Here is a 16790-nt window from a genome sequence, read left to right as displayed (position 1 = left end):
ATTTCATTTTAATTACCATTGAAATTTTTATTTCATTATAGAACATGACAAGCATGGGTGTAAATAGGTTTCTCGAATTCATTTTTCATTCTACAAAAACAGTAAAAAACCACCCTTTAAAAAGGGTGGTTGAGCCTTAGCTTAGTGAAACAGTTGGGGACTGAATATGTTCTTTCGGCCGTCGTGATTGGATAAATAAAATGGCCAATAAGGCCAATACACCTGCAGCTCCGAAATAAATACTCGGTGAAACAAGTGAAAGCCCTGCTGCGAATAGAATAATTCGCTCCCAGAAAAATGTTTTTCTTATGAAGAAGCCTACCATTGCGGTACTAATTCCAATCATGCCAATGATCGCAGTTATCACCGATATGGTTAAGAATGGAATCTCATAGTCTATTAAAAGCATTTGTGGGTTGATTACAAAGATAAATGGGATTATATATGCAGCAGTTGCTAGCTTGGTTGCCGTAACTCCCGTCGCAAATGGATTTGCCCTCGCTAAACCTGCACCAGCATAAGCTGCGAGACAAACTGGGGGAGTAATGTCTGCTACAATTCCAAAATAGAACACAAACATATGAGCTGCAAGAACTGGTACATCTAATCCAAGTATTAATGCCGGCGCTGCCATTGTTGCTGTGACAACGTAGTTTGCAGTAGTAGGAAGACCCATACCAAGAATTAAGCAAGCAATCATGGTAAAGAACAACGTAAGAATGAGGCTTCCTCCACCTAATGCAATGATTCCGTCTGCAATACGGCCACCAAGACCTGTTTGAACAACGACTCCAACAATAATACCGGCTGATGCACAAGCTGCAATTACTGGCAAGGCAACTCTTGCACCTTCCTCAAGTGCTCCAATCATGCTTTTTAAAGACATTCTTGTATCTTTCCGGACAAGACTTACTAAGAATGAAACTAATATGGCAAGTAAAGCGGCACGCATTGGCGTTTTGCCTGTTAGCAACGTATAAAAAATAACGATCAGCGGCAATAATAAATACCCTCGCTCAAGCATTAATTTCTTTGCTTTTGGTAAGGTCTCCTTTGGAGCCCCAACAATTCCAATCTTTTTAGATTCAAAATGAACTCCCAAGAATACACCTAAAAAATAGAGGATCGCTGGAATGATGGCAATAATCATGATTTGGCTATACGGGATATTTGTATAAGAAGCCATGATAAATGCGGCTGCCCCCATGATTGGCGGCATAATTTGACCACCTGTTGATGCCGAAGCTTCAGTTGCAGCTGCAAACTCTGGCTTATACCCTGCTTTTTTCATCATCGGAATGGTAAAAGAACCTGAACCCACCGTATTGGCTACTGAGCTACCAGAAACCATTCCTTGCAAAGCACTTGCTACGACCGCTGCTTTTGCTTGACCACCCGTAAACCTGCCTGTAAGGGCAAAGGCAATGTCATTGAAAAACTGCCCAACACCCGTTCGGATTAACATTACACCAAAAAACAAGAATAAAAAGATAAAAGTCGAAGACACTTGAATGGGTGTACTATAGATTCCTTTCGTAGTTAAATACAAATCGGTCACTAATGTATCCCAAGAAAATCCCCGGTGAGCAAATAGTTTCGTAGGAATCAAGTTTCCATACAACGCATAAAGAATCGCCACACTTGAAACAATCACTATTGGGAGTCCAACACATCTTCTAGCTGCTTCAAGAACAAGTAAAACCCCTAATGTTGCTACGATAAAGTCTGGAGTCGTATACCCAAAGACAATTCGCTCCGTTACAAGCTCCTCATAAAATATGACATTATAATAACCGACACCTAACGCAATAATCGCTAAGACTACATCATACCAAGGTATTCCCTTTTGCTTACGATGAAGTCCTTTTTTTATAGGATACAATAAGAAGATTAAGCCAAGCGCTGTTCCTAAATGAATCGGTCCTTGAATACGAGCCTCGAAAGCACCCCGATAACCTGTGAATAAATGAAAGATTGTAAGACCAACCGCCAAAATGAGAACGACCCACTTCCACTTTCCTAAATTTCGTCGGTACGTACTTTCCCGGTCGTATTTTTCAAGTATCTCCTCTGTCGTTAGTTTTTCATCCTGTTGAGTAAGCTTGTTTGAATCGCTCATCTCCTTTTTCTTCCACCATTTCATTATTCTCACCACCTGGTCATAAACTATTGGTAAAAAAAGGGCAAAACACATTGTGTCAAGCCCCTTTTTCTAAGGTTATTAATCTAGTATTCCGATTTCTTTATAATATTTTTCTGCACCTGGATGGATTGGTAAATCTCCTAATCCGCTAAGCGCGTTTTCTTTTGTCATATGCGCTGCCTGTGCATGTGTATTTTCACTTGCTTTTTCAAGCATAACCTTTGCAAGTTGGTATGCTAGTTCATCATCTACTGTATCTGTGTTTGCAACTAGGACTGCATATGCTGAGACAACATTGGCATCCTCTTTTAACCATTCGTATGAGCCAGCCTTAATTGTATAGCCAGTATATCCACTTGTCTCTTCAACCGTTTTTAGCTCATCACCAGTTACCTCTAAGAACTTTACATCTCCTACTGATGCTTGAAGTTCATCTATTCCCGCATCTGGTAATCCTAATAATCCGAATGAAGCATCAATTGTACCATCCTGAAGCTTTGACTTTGCATCACCAAATCCTTCTTGGTACGCCTCATAATCCCCATCATTTATACCATAAGCTGCTAAAACAGCTTTCGTTGCTGTTTGTGTTCCACTTCCAGGAGGTCCAATCGCAATTCGCTTTCCTTTAAGATCAGCGATTGTTTCCACACCAGTGCTTTCACGTGTAATAATTTGAAGAACCTCCGGATAAATATGTCCGATAAAGGCGAAGTTTTCAACCTTCTTACCCTTGAAATCGCCTTCGCCATTAAGTGCATCATATGCTGGTAGATTAACAGTCATCCCAAGGTCAAATTCCCCGTTTGAGATTTTCGCTAGGTTCTCTACAGATGCACCAGACTCTGTTGATGTTACGTTAACGCTTTCAATATTCTTGTTCCAAACATTCGCCATTTCTGCACCAAGTGGGAAATAGGTACCACCTTGGCTACCCGTACCCATGAGAAGATCTACTGTACCGGATTTTCCGCTACCTTCTCCGCCTTCATCCTTGTCCTCACCATTCGTGTTATCACTGCTACAAGCTGCAATGACTAAAACCAATGCTAATAGCAAAGTAAGAAATGAGTACTTCTTTAGCATTTGCATTCCCCCTATTATTCTTTTTTTATGTAGACCCTCAGGAATGAGGTTACTACCAAACTACTATTTTGGATTAAAATGGTATAATTTCCAATTCAACACCTATATTACTAGGTTAACACAAACCAATTGTGATTTGCAAAATTTTTTTAATATTCTCTTAACATATTCGAAATAATTCCCTTTATCATCCTATGGGATGATCATAAAATGTATATCGCATTTTTCTCACCTTTTTTGAAACCTTTTTCCGCCTCCTTTCGTAAATAGGATAATTCCATTTTTGGAGAGGTTTAGGAAAAAAGGATTGCATACTATACACTCTATAGTACAATCAAAAAGAAACATTTTTACGAGGAGGAAACCATCTTATGAAACGTACAGGGGAAATTGTGTTAACGATTATTGGAGCTTGTTTTTTTGCATTAATTAGTTTATTTGGGTTTATGTTTTTAGGTCTTAGTGGCGATAATGCATTTACACAGGAAATGGAGAACATGGCTGCTACAGACCCAGCACTTGAAGGAGTCGATATGGGATTTATGACTGATATGATCGCAGCTGGAGGCTGGTATTTTATCATCGTGGGAATTCTTGCTATTATTCTTGGAATTGTATCACTCGTTCTTTTAAAAGGTGATAAACATCCAAAGGCGGCTGGGATTATTTTGATTATCGTTGCTGTGCTTAGTGCACTCGCAACAGTGCTTATCTCGATTATCTCAAGTATCCTTTACTTAGTTGCAGGTATCCTATGTCTCGTCCGAAAGCAAAAGGAAACATTTAATCCGGAATATTAAACGAATAAAGCTTGAAGGTTTCGCACCTTCAAGCTTTTTATATGATCTATTTTTTTAGTACCTGACTAAACCGTTTCAAGCCTTCTTCCAACAGTGCCCTTGGACAAGCAATGTTGATTCTGGTGAAGCCTTCTCCTTCTTTTCCGAAAATGTACCCTTCATCAAATGCAACTTTCCCCTGTTTTTGGATGACTTCTTCTAATTTTTTTGCATCCATTCCAAGCTCACGGCAATCAAGCCACACAAGATATGTTGCATCTGGTTCAATTACTTTTACCTCTGGGATGTTCGACTTAATATACTCGTTTAGAAAATCAAGATTTCCTTTTAAATAGACAAGGAGTTGATCAAGCCATTCTTCTCCTTTTTCGTATGCTGCAATTAGGGCAGTTACTCCAAATGTGTTGGTCATACCGATAAAACGATCTTCGAGTGCTTTCGTAAATCTTTCACGAAGATCTTGGTTCGGAATAATCATATTGGATGTTTGCAAGCCTGCAAGATTAAAGGTTTTGCTTGGTGCAGTGCAGGTTATCGAATGCCCGGCAAACTCCTCGGAAATCGATGCGAATGGAGTGTGCACATTTCCCTCATATACAAGGTCAAAGTGAATTTCATCTGAAACAACAAGTATATTGTGTTTCAAACAAATTTCTCCTAGTCTTGTGAGCTCATCTTTCGCCCAAACACGGCCGACAGGATTGTGTGGATTTGAAAGAATAATCATTTTTACAGATGGATCAATTTTTTTCTCAAGGTCCTCAAAATCCATGTAATAACGTCCATTTTCAAGTCGTAAAGGATTATTGACAATTTCCCGGCCATTTTTTTCAATTACACTCATAAAGGGATAATAAACGGGTTGTTGAATGATGATCTTATCTCCTGGATTTGTAAAATTTTGGACAATTATACCAAGTGCGGGTACGACACCAGGCGTAAAGATAATCCAATCCTTTTCTATCGTCCAATTATGACGACGCTGCATCCACCCCACTGTTGCTTCATAATAGGAATCAGGTCTTGTTGTATATCCGTAAATTCCGTGATCCGCTCTCTCTTTTAAAGCGTCAATGACCGGCTGCGGTGATTTGAAATCCATATCAGCCACCCACATCGGAAGGATTTCTTTGTCCCCAAACAAGTTTTCTACCTCATCCCATTTCACTGAGTTCGTCTGTAATCGATTAATCGATTCATCAAAATTATATTTCAAAGCCAAACCCCTCCATTTATTATTAATATAAACTTTTTATTGCTACATTTTCTGGTAACTTAAATGGATTCTCTTTGTTGATATGATCGTAAAACATGATTCCGTTCAAATGGTCCATTTCATGTTGAAATACGATGGAGGCATACCCTTTTAATCGAAGCGAAATCTCTTGTCCATTGATATCGAATGCTTTTATTTTAATTTTTTCATATCTTGGAACATAGCCTTCTACTGGGCGATCAACTGAAAGACATCCTTCCCCTTCAGGCAAATACGTCATCGATACAGAATGGCTGATAATTTTCGGATTGACGATATGATACTCATATAATGTATCATCAAAGTCTGTAAAATAAGTGACAAACATACGCTTATCCAGACCGACTTGGTTTGCAGATAAACCAACTCCTGGTCGTAAGCCGTATTTTTTTGCAAGCTCAGGGTCTTGACTATTTTTCAAATAATTCATCATGCTCGTCAAGGATTCTTTGTCTTCTTCAGATAATGGCACAGGAACCTCTTTCGTTTTTTGTGCTAAAATCGGTTGCCCCTCACGAACAATATCCTTCATCGTAATCACATAATCAGATTTATAGTACATTTTTTTCATCTACCTTTTCTCTTTTTCATCTACTCAAATGCGCCTTGGCGTATTTGCGCCCAGATTTTTTAGGCCTACACGAGGTGGGTCACAAAGACGAAGACATCAGGACGTGGCGTTCTTAGTCTTTGATCTTATGCTCGAAAAGTTTCCTTTGAAAATCGCATGTCTCCGCCGGAGGCTTTAACTATATTGAGTCGGGGTTAAAGACCCCACTCAATATAGTTAATCTTAGCTTTCTCTTACGTTTATGTCCATTGATATACAGTGTTTTCACAATACACAAGATGTATTCTATGTGAAATAGAAAAAAATGCCTCCGGAACTGGAAGCATTTTAAATCGGTGCGTTTTTTAATAATGAATTAAAAACTTCATTACTCATTGTCTTATAACCTTCACCTGTCAAATGAATGCCATCATCACTTATAAAATCATGTAAGTTCCCTGTATGTTTCATAGCTGAACGAACATCAATCTTTAGCACATTTAATTGCTCAGCTAAGCTATTAATGCTGCGATTATAAAGGCCATGCCAGTGCTCAATTCCTCCTTGAAGGCTGATCCAATGACTAATGGAGCTTCCATATTTTTCGGCAAGCAACTTGTAATAGCGAATAGGATCAAGGGGTGGCAATGTCATCAAAATAGGTGTACTATTCGAATCTTGGATTTTATGAATCAATTGTTTTAGATTTTCGATATATCGTTCAATCGGGACAATGGGTTGATGCTCGGCTTCGGGTTTTTCAGCCACTTCATCCCATTTAAAATTGCAGTCATTACCGCCAATATTAATAATCACGTAGTCCGGATGTTCGGCAATTACATCTTTCTCAACACGGGACAATAATAAATCAGAGTTATCATTAAAAACACCTTTATTCATAACTGTAAAATGATCAGAAGCGAATTGCTGTAAAAATGCTGGATAATTCTCTTTTAAAATTCGCATGCGACCTTTCACAAAAGAAACACCTCTTGTTAAACTATCACCAAAACATACAATTTTCATATATATCCCCGCTTATCATTATTATTTTCACGTTACTACCATATGTGGTTTTCAATACTACATATAATCATATACCCATCATATCATATAGTCAAGATTTACTTCTTGGTAGTTATAAGGTAAACTAAATAACAAATTAATGGAAAAATGAGGTTGTTTAAGTGGAGATTGAGAAGGATTTGCTCAACGTGTTAGAAATTGACAAAAATATCTTTTTAGAGGATATTCCACAAATTGATTTATATATGGATCAAGTCATCCAACTCTTTGAAAATACGTTTACCACGACAAAAAGAAACGAGGACGAAAAGATCCTCACGAAAACCATGATCAATAATTACGCAAAAGGAAAATTGCTGATACCGATTAAAAACAAAAAATATTCAAGGGAGCACTTGATCTTACTTAGTTTGATTTATCAACTTAAAAGTGGAATATCCATCAATGATATAAAAGCGACACTTTATCCTGTGAACCAACGGATTATGGATGATAATGCGTTTAACCTTGAGGACTTTTATAAGAGTTATCTTTCCCTATTTGGTAAAAATGGGGATGAGTTCAAAAAGGACGTTGAGACCAAAATGAAGGATGTAGCAGAAGAGATGGGCTCTAATGCGGATGAACAATTAAAAAAAGTACTTTTGATTTTATCCTTTATTACAGCTAGTCAATTTTACCGTCGTGCTGCAGAAACATTGGTAGATGAGTTAATAAGTGAACAGGGCGAAAAAAAAGAAAAGTGATTGGCTCACTTTTCTTATTCCGCTATTTAACGCTATTGATTAACCCGTTCATCATTTCTTTATCCATCGGCCCTACAATTTTTTTCCGAACAACGCCTTTGGTATCAATTAAATAACTCGTTGGAATGGCGTAAGCCTGATAGGTTTGTCCGATATCCCCTTTTTCATCAAGCATGACAGGAAAGGTGAGCTCGTAGTCCTCTACAAACTTCGCTACATCCGAACCCTTCTTCTCCGCAGTTGTTAAATTAACGGATAAAAGAACTACATTGGATTCTTTGTTTTCTTCATAAAACTCCTGCATATGTGGCATTTCTGCTTTACAAGGCGGACACCAGCTCGCCCAATAGTTTAAAATGACTTTCTTTCCCCTAAATGCCGAAAGCTTCATTTCTTCTCCATTTATTGTTTTTAGGGTAAAATCAGGTGCCAGTTGACCATCGGAGATTCCAACTTTTTGTTCGACTGTTTCTGCCTCTTCTTTTGGTATTGCGAATGAAATATTGCTATTGATGGTCCATACAATAAGCCCTGTTAAACCCACAATGAGTGCTGTCTTTTTAAACAAATGAAACACTTCCTTTTTCTGTTGTCTTCTATAATAGAATGTCAACAATAACAGAAAGAATGCACTCATTGATTTTATAAAATGGAGAACTATCTGTTCCTGCAACCAAAATAATGCCAGTAAATCATAGATCATCAAAGTTGTGAAGGTCGTAATTAGAATCGAACGAATAAGAAGGATTGGGTGAACAGTACCCTTTTTCATATAATACAGTAAATTGAGTAATGTAATTACGAATGCAATTACAAGACCTTTCGTACCACCTGTAAAATACAGTAAGGACATTGGACTTTTCATAACGAGTTTTGGTTCAAGAAGGATTAAACTCCCTTTCCACGATAAAAAACCAATTAAAATACCGTTAGTGAGTAGGTTTAGAACTGTCTTGGTTATTTCTTTTGGTTGTGTTTTAGATAACCAGAAACGTGCAACAAGTAGTCCTGCTATTAATCCTATTCCAAGTATGATCCATTTTGTCATAATGGCTAAAGAACCAATTTGTATAAAATGCATGCTTGTCCTCCGTCGTGATTTAGTACAACTATTATACAATGTAAATCATATTAATTTCTTAAAATGCTTAGTGACAGTAAATTTTAGATAGTGACAGTATTATTCTGATAGTGACAGTATTTTTTAAATAGTGACAGTAAACATAACAATGAGTTAAATTTTCCGCTAAAAAATAATGAGACCCCACAATTGGAGCCTCATTTTCGTTAATTTGTTGGTCGTTTGAACGGCCACCAGTTGGCAATGCCAAAGTTTTTGACCATAACTGGAATAAATAATGGCAGAATCACAAATGCGTATAACATAAGTCCGACGAGTGTAATCGACGCAATTTGCAGCAACGATAGCATTCCAGAAGGCATCATCGCGGCAAACGTTCCTCCGAGAATAATGGCCGCTGAAATAATAACAGTTCCCATCTTCTTCATGGAAAGAAGCATTGCGTCTGCTACTGAGATATCGCGGAATTCGTTAAAGCGATCCATTAAGAAGATACTGTAGTCAACCCCGAGTGCGACGAGGATAACAAATCCAAAGAATGGAACGGCCCAGCTAATTCCGGTGTATCCAAGAATATTAACAAAAATTACTTCATTAATTGCCATTGATGTGTAATAGGTTAAAATCAATGAACCGATGATATAAATAGGCATGATTAATGAACGGAATAAGAAAATTAATATAAGCGCAATCCCGATAAACATCAAGACAATTGTTCGAGAATAGTCCTGCTCTGACATTTTGCTTAAATCCGTATTCGTGCTCGTGATACCACCTAGTGCAACATCGGCATTTTCAAGCTTTGTACCTTTCGTGGCTCTTTCAACAGCAGCCTTGATTTCGTCAATTTGAGCCATTGCTTCATTCGAATATGGGTTTGCTTTAAAAATGACATCCAATGTCATGATTTTATGGTCTTTAGACATGTATACATCTAGAACCTGTGCAAAATCGTCACTTTCCAGCACTTCTTCTGGCATGTAAAAAGCATTTAAATCTTCAGAGTTTGAAAGGTCAGATAAATAGTCTTGAGCAGAACCTAAACCATCTGAAACCTGTCTAAGCCCCTCGGCACTTTGCGTGAGTCCATCTGTTAATTGGGTGATTTGACCACCAAGGCTTCCGAACCCATCAAGAAGTTGCTTTTGGCCGTCATTAATACCGGTTAAACCATTTGTGATTTGTGGCATTCCTTGAACAATTTGACCTTGCCCATTTGCCGCTTGAAGAAGTCCTCCTTTCAGTTTTTCAAGACCAGCAATTAGCTGTTCAAAACCTGCTGGCAGTGCTGCCTGCTCCTTCAGTAATCGCTCGAAACCAGCGTTAGCTTCTATTAATCCATCATTTGCCACTGAAAGATGACCATTTAATGTCTTTATACCACCAGATATGGCAGGGATTCCTTGTTGTAAGGTAAGAATGCTTTCTTTAACACCACCGTAAAATGGATCCCCGGTAACCCCTTGATACCTGCCCTCAAAATCTATAAACCCTTGTTCGTTAAATAGATTTATTTGTGTTGATAGTTGATCTAGCTGTAAAGCCACTCCTGAGTACTGTTCAAGTAATGTAGCAATACCACCTTGAGCATCCCTATACCCAGCTAAAAGATTATTATAATAGGTTCCTAATTCTTCCGCGCCGGCTTTTGCCTTATCAACCTCGGCAATCATCGTATCGATGCCAGCTGTTCCACTACGGATGCCAGACTCGATTTTCGAAAGATTGGTTTGGATTTCGGTAAGACCCGTTTTGACTTGGTTTGTACCTGTGATTAACTCACCAATTCCATCCGTAGCCGTTTTAAGCTCCGGCTCTGATTTTGAGAGCTCACTACCTGCTTCCTCTAAGCCTTCCTTAATTTGAGTGAGTCCATCTTTCCCTTCACCAAGACCTTCCTCAAGTGTTTTCGCTTGGTTTGCCACAAATAGATCTTCGATTGGTTCGCCGGTTGGTCGTGTAACAGAACGAACGGTGTCAACTAAGTCTACCTTTTCCACTTCTTGGCTGATTCTTTCTGCCAGTTCGATATATTCGGTGGAGTCCATCGCCTCATCATTTTTTAACACGATTTGAGTGGGCATGGATTCACCTGGTCCGAAGCTGCCTGCGATAGCGTTGAAGGCTTTGATTGAATTTACATCACCACTTAATTCCTCTAATGAATCATAGGAGATGTCACCATCATATACAAATAAAAATGGAGCAACGATTGCAGCTACAACTAATAACGATAACAATGGACGACCTAATGAGAATCGACCAGCTACTCCCCAAATCTTGCTGTCCCCATGTTCCAAGTTTTTCTTAGAAGGCCAGAATAGTTTTTTCCCTAAAACAGCCATAAAGAATGGAACGACAGTAAACAAGGCACCTAATAAAAGGGCTACCCCAACTGCTACAGCGACAGCAGATTGATATAAAATAAATTGTGAAAACCCGATTGCCGAAAAACCAATCATGACCGCAATTCCACTAAAAAGTACAGTGCGTCCTGCGTTTTTATATGTTTCAATAATCGCTTCTGTTAAGCTCTCTCGATGGGAAAGCTCCTCTTTAAAGCGGCTTAATAGTAAGATACAGTAGTCTGTTCCAATACCAAATAAAACAGCAACTAAGAAAATTTGAGTGTAGGTTGATATTGGAAAGTTAAATTGAGCAACAAGCATCGCAACAATCGATTGTGAAGCAAGATAAGCAAAACCTACTGTCACAAGTGGAATAATAGGTGCTATTAATGATCTAAATACTAGTAAAAGAACGACGAGAATGAAGACAACTGTAATACCTTCTGTCTTTTTCAAGCCTTCTTGGGCACTCGTCATCAGGTCCTCGGTAATAAGCCATTCACTTGTGTAATAGTGATCAACCTTAACTTCTTTAATTGCCTGATATAAAGCCTCGCCAACTTCTTTTGGTTCACGATCGTTCCAGCTCACTGTTACAGATGCCAGGATTGATTTTCCATCCTCTGAAACAAGCTGTTCCTTCAATGTATCTTCGTTAAAATGAGTTAGGATTTCCGTAATTCCGATCTCGTCTTTCTTTTCTTCAAGAAGCCGAATTGCCCGTTCAGCTTCTTTGATTTCGTCTTCTGTTAGCTTCTTTTCATCGTGAAACACAAGTGCAACCTGTGTTTCGTTTCCTCCACCCTCTTGGGATTGGGCATCGTTTAAGATTTTCCCTGCAATGGAGGATGAGTATTCGTCTGGAACAGTGATTTGGCCTTTTTCACGGACAAGGTCCGCCATATTCGGAGCTGCAAGAAATAACCCAGCAACGACCACAATCCATGCAATTAGGACAAACCACTTCCGTTTAATGATAAAACTCATGCTTAATCCACCACCCTGTTATTTTTTATTTGTTGTAGGATTCCATTTAGCTTTTCATAGGTTTTTAGAAATTGAACAATTTCCTCTTCAGAAAATTCACCAATGATCGATTCGACGAGCTTATGAACCCGCTCCTCTGTCTTCGAAAATAGTTCATTTCCTTTGTTTGACAATGTTAAGTAAACAATTCTCCGGTCATTTTCATCCCGTGTTCTTTGAATCAAACCTTTTTCAAATAGTCGATTAATGATGGCAGTAATCGCGCTCTTTTTCACTTCAAAAACATCTGCAAGTTCTGTTGATGTACACGAACCAACCTTATTTATGTAGCGAAGGGTATAATGCTGTTCATTTGTAAGGTCACTTCCGATTTGTTCCTTCACGAGCGACTCCGCGGTCGTATTTACTGAAAAAGATACATCTATATAAGAATCAACTAAATCCTTAATGTTTGTTATAGTCATTGTTTGAAATCACCTCACATTATAAAAATAATAGTTAAACTATTTAACTATTAACATTGTTAACTATAATTCGCACCATATTAAATGTCAATAAAAACATCCCTCTAAAAAGAAGAGAGATGTTGATTCATTTTTCCGCTATTCAATTACCTCAATATCCTTCAATTCAATGTCTGTTTCCTTTTCGAATGAGACATAATACTTTACATATCCAGTATCATCTTTTATATATTCGGCATTAGAGTCATCAATGATGTTCCCGTTAATAGTGACATCTGCGTAGGAATAGTGATTGTCATTAAGAACCTCCTGAATGACTTGGGCATCCGTTAAAACATCTTCCTTTGTTGATTGGGTTGAATCCAACACAATATGCATACTGATGGGCTTTTCTAGTTTCATATCCTTGTTCCATGTTGTATTCGAGTCATAATTACCTTTTTGAACCTCTAAAGAAACCCCAATTCCTTTCACGGTCGGAACGGATTGCATCAATATCTCCATTATTTCGGTTTGAGCTTCCGCACTTAATTTTTCCATTAGCGGCTCATCTAAATTCTCTGTGTAAATGGAATCTAAAATAACATAAGGCTTTAACAATCCTCTAACGTTAAATTCATATGTCTTTGGTCCGTTCTCATTAGGAGCAGTCGCACCAATTTCAATTACATTAAAATCATAGCTTGAAAACTTAAAATTATAGAACCCCTCCTCAACCCGGAACTCGCGGTCAGGGTACGTCTCCTCTAAATAATTTTCAAGAATTTTTGTCGAATATAGTTTACTCACTGGATTTCCATTAAATTCGTTATAGATATATAGGACGAACAAAACGAGCAATCCAAGTAGAATGCTATACAGTATTTTTCGTTTTTTCATTTATCCTCACCAATCCTTATTTTTAGATATAAAAATCCAATCATGCTGCCGATGAAAGCAAATAAATAATGAATCAAGGTTACCAGGATGGATCCCATAACGGATTGCAGAAAAAACTGCCCGAAGGAAACTGTGGAACCCATGTCCCCTTGTAAAAAATCACCTATATTCCCACCAAGTGACCAAATAAAGATTGGGATAAAAGAGATGTAAAAAACAATTTTCATATCTTTGTAAAATAGGTAAGTGAGTAATCCAAGTACTGCATACCATAATATAAAACCAAAGCTTTCATTGAGCATGGATGTTTGAATGGCAAGGAAAAAGGATAACCCAATAAAAATGAGTTGATAGAGTGCGAGCCTCCTTTTGATGGTTATGATCATTTTATCGTGCTGAACAGGCGATTCGATTTTATCCTTTTCGAGCGGCGTCATTGCTTGGTCCATGAGCTTTTGTAGTTCTTGGTTATCTTGTATTTGTTCCTCTAGCCATGCGGTCGTTTCTGGACTCAACAGTCCTTCATTGTAGAGAGGAAGCAAATCCTCAATAATTGCTTGTTTACGTTTATCCATGATATCCCTCCATTTCCTTATGAAGCTTAAGTTTCGCCCGATGAAATGTGACTCTGGCAAAGTTTTCACTTTTTCCTAGCAAGCTGCCAATCTCTTTAAACGATAACTCTCCGTATATTCTTAGTGTTACAACTTCTTTTGAAATATCATCTAACCGGTTGATATGCTCGATTAAATTTTGTTTCACTTCCCGTTTTAGTACTTCCTCTTCCGGTGTAGTCGATTCCCCTTTTTCTTTTTTAAGCAACTCGTTTAGCTGCGTCTTATATTTTTTGGAGCGATAATACTTTAACAATCGATTTTTCGCAATGGAGAATAACCACGTCTTGATTGATGATTGCTGTGAAAAGGTATGAATGCTTTTAAGCGCTTCATAGAAAACCTCTTGCGTTAAGTCTTCCGCAATCTCCTTGCTAGAGGTTTTGATAAAGAAAAAAGCATATATTCGTGGTTGTACTTCTTTATATAGCTCCTCTAGCTCCATTTTCCTCTCCCTATCATGTTTGATTTTTGTTCATACATTGTATTAGTACCTTGTAATCCGTTTTCGTTACAACTAATTTTAATATACTAATCTCCCAAAGCTTAATCCATGGGCTGTCCTATGTAAATGAAAAAATAAGCAAGTTTGTCCGACTTTACGCATATGATTTTATTACTTGCTTAGGGGAGGACATTTTAGGAAAGTAGGGGGAATGTGAATGTTTTTCGGTCTATTAGTGATTTTAATCCTTGTCTTGCTTTTACCATTTTCAGTTAAGCTGATCGAAAAAAATTTAGAAGTCTTTCTCTTTTTCATGGGGCTTCTTGCTGCGGTGGTAGGTGGTGTATTTAACAGCCAGCTTTTTGTACGAGCATCCGTGGACCCAATTAAGATTACACTAGCTGTTCTAATTGCGGGGCTACTATTTAAATGGTTTCATACACCCTTGGAAAGAACAATTGTTGGAATGAGTCGCAAAATTCCATTTCGCTTTTTTTTGGGGATGGTTGTCATCTTTTTAGGGCTGATTTCAAGTGTCATAACAGCCATCATTGCGGCACTTGTACTTGTATTGATTGTAACTTCACTTAAGCTTGAGCGTGGGTCTGCCATCCGTTTCGTCGTGATTGCGTGTTTTTCAATTGGTTTAGGCGCAGCGCTGACCCCAATCGGAGAACCCTTATCAACGATTGCCATCAGCAAGCTTAACGAAGATTTTTTCTTTTTAATCGATTTAATTGGTCCACAAATATTTGCTTCATTCCTTCTTTTTGGTTTGTTGGCAACCTTTGTAGTTGAACCACCAAAACGGAAAAAAGAATCAATTGAAAAAGAATCAAATCGTGAGACCTATGAGGAAATTTTCGTACGAGCCCTGAAGATTTATTTTTTCGTAATGGGGTTAACTTTATTAGGTTCAGGCTTTGAGCCAATGATCAATCGTTATTTCATCGGACTTGATCCATTGTTACTATACTGGTTAAATATGATTTCCGCGATTCTTGATAACGCCACTTTGGCAGCTGCAGAAATTAGTCCGGCGATGGACCATTTTACGATTCAATCGATTTTGCTAGGTTTAATGATTAGTGGAGGAATGCTGATTCCAGGGAACATTCCGAATATCATTGCAGCAGGAAAACTGGACATTACCAGTAAAGAATGGGCGAAGTTTGGCGTACCATTGGGGCTTTGTGTCATGCTCGGATATTTCTTGATTATTTATTTGATTTAAAAAATGCCTATTCCTAGGCATTTTTTAATTGACTTCTCGCAGTCCTTTTCCATCAAGAATTTCTTGTACTCCTTCCTCACAAACACCATATGAACGCCATGAACAGGATTCGCAGACTGTTTGAATATCGGATGGCACGACATCCCTTTGGATTCGTGCTTCGACGTCCTCCCACCTTAAAATTTGTCCAATTCGGAGACCCATTTTTTCTAGAATTTGAACATCCCTTTCATAGATGGAATTGTCTTCACAATGGTATTTCCCATTGTTTGGATACTTCTCACATAAATGATCCGTTCCTTTTACAATCTGAACTAATGTTTTTGGGTTCTTTCTAAGGGTTTGATGGACAATCGTCATATTTTCCACGTATTCCTGAGAATAGCCCATTCCCCGGTAACCCAAAAGGCAAAATAAATGATGACCGCGCAGTTTGTACATAATTGCCCCCTTTGTTAACTACAGTTAATTTTTAGTTTACATATATTTTATCTTAAAACTTCAAAAATTTGTTTAACTTTTTCTATTTTCTTACCAATGACCGGAAAAATATGGTACCCTTTTTATTGAGTCCCTGAAAATGATTGTTGTTTGTCGCAAAAGCCAATTGGAATTTAAAACAAGGAGTTTTTCCATGCACATCGTAACGAACATAAATGATAGAATAGATGAATTTTGTAATCAAAGTAATTTCTCTGGAATAACCCTTGTCATTCCATCCAATCAGTCGTATGGACCACATGATGTAACAGATGTATTTGAGGAAAACATGTAAAAAAATGAGGTCAGGAGTAGTCCTGGCCTCATTTTATTTATTAGTCTTGGTCATCGTCATCACGGTCATCTTTTTTTAAAAAGTCAAAGTTTTTCCGACTCTGATAGGTGTTACCGTGTTTGTCGTCCGAATCCTCCGTAAGACCTCAATGCCCAATAATCCAATCCCAACTACTCCCACCCCAAAAAGAAAAGTACCAATCACCACAGTTGCTTATACCTATGGTGGCAGGTACTTTTGAATAGTCTATTCTTCTTCAATTTCTTCCTCTTGAGATCTTGGTCTTCTTCCCCAAAAGAATTCCCATGCATCCACTCGTTGAGTTTCTTGTTCTTCACGGTTTTCCATTTCTTTGTT

Annotated in this window: 16 protein-coding genes; 4 read left to right on the top strand and 12 right to left on the bottom strand. The window is 38.1% G+C overall.

All coding sequences use genetic code 11. From position 1 onward, the window contains the following. Positions 1-136: 136 nt before the first annotated feature. Together E1I69_RS04985 and E1I69_RS04980 are read right to left on the bottom strand one after the other, a co-directional pair. Positions 137-2143, bottom strand: a complete 2007-nt coding sequence (locus E1I69_RS04985; RefSeq protein ID WP_136378496.1) for a TRAP transporter permease — start codon at positions 2141-2143, stop codon at positions 137-139. A gap of 78 nt (positions 2144-2221) precedes the next feature. Then, positions 2222-3229 (bottom strand): TAXI family TRAP transporter solute-binding subunit, encoded by a 1008-nt coding sequence (locus tag E1I69_RS04980; RefSeq protein WP_136378495.1) that lies wholly within the window; start codon positions 3227-3229, stop codon positions 2222-2224. A gap of 371 nt (positions 3230-3600) precedes the next feature. On the opposite strand from E1I69_RS04980, the gene E1I69_RS04975 reads away from it, so the two are divergent. Further along, entirely contained in the window at positions 3601-4029 is a 429-nt protein-coding gene (locus E1I69_RS04975; RefSeq protein ID WP_136378494.1) for a DUF4064 domain-containing protein, read from the top strand. A gap of 46 nt (positions 4030-4075) precedes the next feature. On the opposite strand, the gene E1I69_RS04970 is transcribed toward E1I69_RS04975, so the two are convergent. From E1I69_RS04970 to E1I69_RS04960, 3 genes are all read right to left on the bottom strand, one after another. Next, the gene (locus E1I69_RS04970) at positions 4076-5245 is read right to left on the bottom strand and encodes a MalY/PatB family protein (RefSeq protein ID WP_136378493.1); all 1170 of its coding nucleotides are present in this window, start codon (positions 5243-5245) and stop codon (positions 4076-4078) included. A 22-nt stretch (positions 5246-5267) separates the two neighbouring features. Then, positions 5268-5855 (bottom strand): peptide deformylase, encoded by a 588-nt coding sequence (gene def / locus E1I69_RS04965; RefSeq protein ID WP_136378492.1) that lies wholly within the window; start codon positions 5853-5855, stop codon positions 5268-5270. A 327-nt stretch (positions 5856-6182) separates the two neighbouring features. Next, the gene (locus E1I69_RS04960) at positions 6183-6860 is read right to left on the bottom strand and encodes an SGNH/GDSL hydrolase family protein (RefSeq protein WP_136378491.1); all 678 of its coding nucleotides are present in this window, start codon (positions 6858-6860) and stop codon (positions 6183-6185) included. Between the two features lie 161 nt (positions 6861-7021). Here E1I69_RS04960 and E1I69_RS04955 point away from each other — a divergent pair, with 161 nt between their 5' ends. Continuing rightward, positions 7022-7606 carry a DUF1836 domain-containing protein gene (locus E1I69_RS04955; RefSeq protein ID WP_136378490.1) on the top strand — a complete coding sequence of 195 codons (585 nt, stop codon included), beginning with the start codon at positions 7022-7024 and terminating at the stop codon, positions 7604-7606. A 22-nt stretch (positions 7607-7628) separates the two neighbouring features. On the opposite strand, the gene E1I69_RS24775 is transcribed toward E1I69_RS04955, so the two are convergent. The 6 genes from E1I69_RS24775 to E1I69_RS04925 all read right to left on the bottom strand — a co-directional run bounded on the left by E1I69_RS24775 (position 7629) and on the right by E1I69_RS04925 (position 14424). After that, positions 7629-8687, bottom strand: coding sequence for a peroxiredoxin family protein (locus E1I69_RS24775; protein ID WP_207308507.1), 1059 nt, complete (start codon positions 8685-8687; stop codon positions 7629-7631). A 206-nt stretch (positions 8688-8893) separates the two neighbouring features. Then, a complete protein-coding gene (locus E1I69_RS04945; RefSeq protein WP_136378489.1) occupies positions 8894-12022 on the bottom strand; it encodes an MMPL family transporter in 3129 nt (1042 codons plus the stop codon). A 2-nt stretch (positions 12023-12024) separates the two neighbouring features. Next, the gene (locus tag E1I69_RS04940; protein WP_136378488.1) at positions 12025-12486 is read right to left on the bottom strand and encodes a MarR family winged helix-turn-helix transcriptional regulator; all 462 of its coding nucleotides are present in this window, start codon (positions 12484-12486) and stop codon (positions 12025-12027) included. A gap of 138 nt (positions 12487-12624) precedes the next feature. Beyond that, positions 12625-13365, bottom strand: a complete 741-nt coding sequence (locus E1I69_RS04935) for a hypothetical protein (RefSeq protein ID WP_136378487.1) — start codon at positions 13363-13365, stop codon at positions 12625-12627. Next, positions 13362-13940, bottom strand: coding sequence for a hypothetical protein (locus tag E1I69_RS04930; protein ID WP_136378486.1), 579 nt, complete (start codon positions 13938-13940; stop codon positions 13362-13364). Before E1I69_RS04930 ends, E1I69_RS04935 begins: the two co-directional genes overlap by 4 nt. After that, positions 13933-14424, bottom strand: coding sequence for an RNA polymerase sigma factor (locus tag E1I69_RS04925; protein ID WP_136378485.1), 492 nt, complete (start codon positions 14422-14424; stop codon positions 13933-13935). The genes E1I69_RS04930 and E1I69_RS04925 overlap by 8 nt, the downstream gene beginning before the upstream one ends. Before the next feature lie 217 nt (positions 14425-14641). Between E1I69_RS04925 and E1I69_RS04920 the strand changes: the two genes are divergently transcribed. Beyond that, the gene (locus E1I69_RS04920; protein ID WP_136378484.1) at positions 14642-15658 is read left to right on the top strand and encodes a DUF1646 family protein; all 1017 of its coding nucleotides are present in this window, start codon (positions 14642-14644) and stop codon (positions 15656-15658) included. 24 nt (positions 15659-15682) lie between these two features. On the opposite strand, the gene E1I69_RS04915 is transcribed toward E1I69_RS04920, so the two are convergent. Further along, positions 15683-16099 carry a DUF1284 domain-containing protein gene (locus E1I69_RS04915; protein ID WP_136378483.1) on the bottom strand — a complete coding sequence of 139 codons (417 nt, stop codon included), beginning with the start codon at positions 16097-16099 and terminating at the stop codon, positions 15683-15685. Positions 16100-16292: 193 nt separating this feature from the next. Here E1I69_RS04915 and E1I69_RS24595 point away from each other — a divergent pair, with 193 nt between their 5' ends. Continuing rightward, positions 16293-16433: a hypothetical protein gene (locus tag E1I69_RS24595; protein ID WP_154670396.1), complete on the top strand. Its 141-nt coding sequence runs from the start codon at positions 16293-16295 to the stop codon at positions 16431-16433. Positions 16434-16790 lie beyond the last annotated feature (357 nt).

This window comes from Bacillus timonensis (genome assembly GCF_004799755.1).
GTDB classification, from domain to species: Bacteria; Bacillota; Bacilli; order Bacillales; family Bacillaceae_L; genus Ferdinandcohnia; species Ferdinandcohnia timonensis_A.
This window is presented reverse-complemented; position numbering and strand designations above follow the sequence as displayed.

What these genes read in the sequence shown, in the direction of transcription:
- E1I69_RS04985 (WP_136378496.1), bottom strand. Translation starts at nt 2,143, where the DNA reads ATGAAATGGTGGAAGAAAAAGGAGATGAGCGATTCAAACAAGCTTACT.
- E1I69_RS24775 (WP_207308507.1), bottom strand. Translation starts at nt 8,687, where the DNA reads ATGCATTTTATACAAATTGGTTCTTTAGCCATTATGACAAAATGGATC.
- E1I69_RS04980 (WP_136378495.1), bottom strand. Translation starts at nt 3,229, where the DNA reads ATGCTAAAGAAGTACTCATTTCTTACTTTGCTATTAGCATTGGTTTTA.
- E1I69_RS04940 (WP_136378488.1), bottom strand. Translation starts at nt 12,486, where the DNA reads ATGACTATAACAAACATTAAGGATTTAGTTGATTCTTATATAGATGTA.
- E1I69_RS04920 (WP_136378484.1), top strand. Translation starts at nt 14,642, where the DNA reads ATGTTTTTCGGTCTATTAGTGATTTTAATCCTTGTCTTGCTTTTACCA.
- E1I69_RS04945 (WP_136378489.1), bottom strand. Translation starts at nt 12,022, where the DNA reads ATGAGTTTTATCATTAAACGGAAGTGGTTTGTCCTAATTGCATGGATT.
- E1I69_RS04930 (WP_136378486.1), bottom strand. Translation starts at nt 13,940, where the DNA reads ATGGATAAACGTAAACAAGCAATTATTGAGGATTTGCTTCCTCTCTAC.
- E1I69_RS04935 (WP_136378487.1), bottom strand. Translation starts at nt 13,365, where the DNA reads ATGAAAAAACGAAAAATACTGTATAGCATTCTACTTGGATTGCTCGTT.
- E1I69_RS24595 (WP_154670396.1), top strand. Translation starts at nt 16,293, where the DNA reads ATGCACATCGTAACGAACATAAATGATAGAATAGATGAATTTTGTAAT.
- def (WP_136378492.1), bottom strand. Translation starts at nt 5,855, where the DNA reads ATGAAAAAAATGTACTATAAATCTGATTATGTGATTACGATGAAGGAT.
- E1I69_RS04925 (WP_136378485.1), bottom strand. Translation starts at nt 14,424, where the DNA reads ATGGAGCTAGAGGAGCTATATAAAGAAGTACAACCACGAATATATGCT.
- E1I69_RS04915 (WP_136378483.1), bottom strand. Translation starts at nt 16,099, where the DNA reads ATGTACAAACTGCGCGGTCATCATTTATTTTGCCTTTTGGGTTACCGG.
- E1I69_RS04975 (WP_136378494.1), top strand. Translation starts at nt 3,601, where the DNA reads ATGAAACGTACAGGGGAAATTGTGTTAACGATTATTGGAGCTTGTTTT.
- E1I69_RS04960 (WP_136378491.1), bottom strand. Translation starts at nt 6,860, where the DNA reads ATGAAAATTGTATGTTTTGGTGATAGTTTAACAAGAGGTGTTTCTTTT.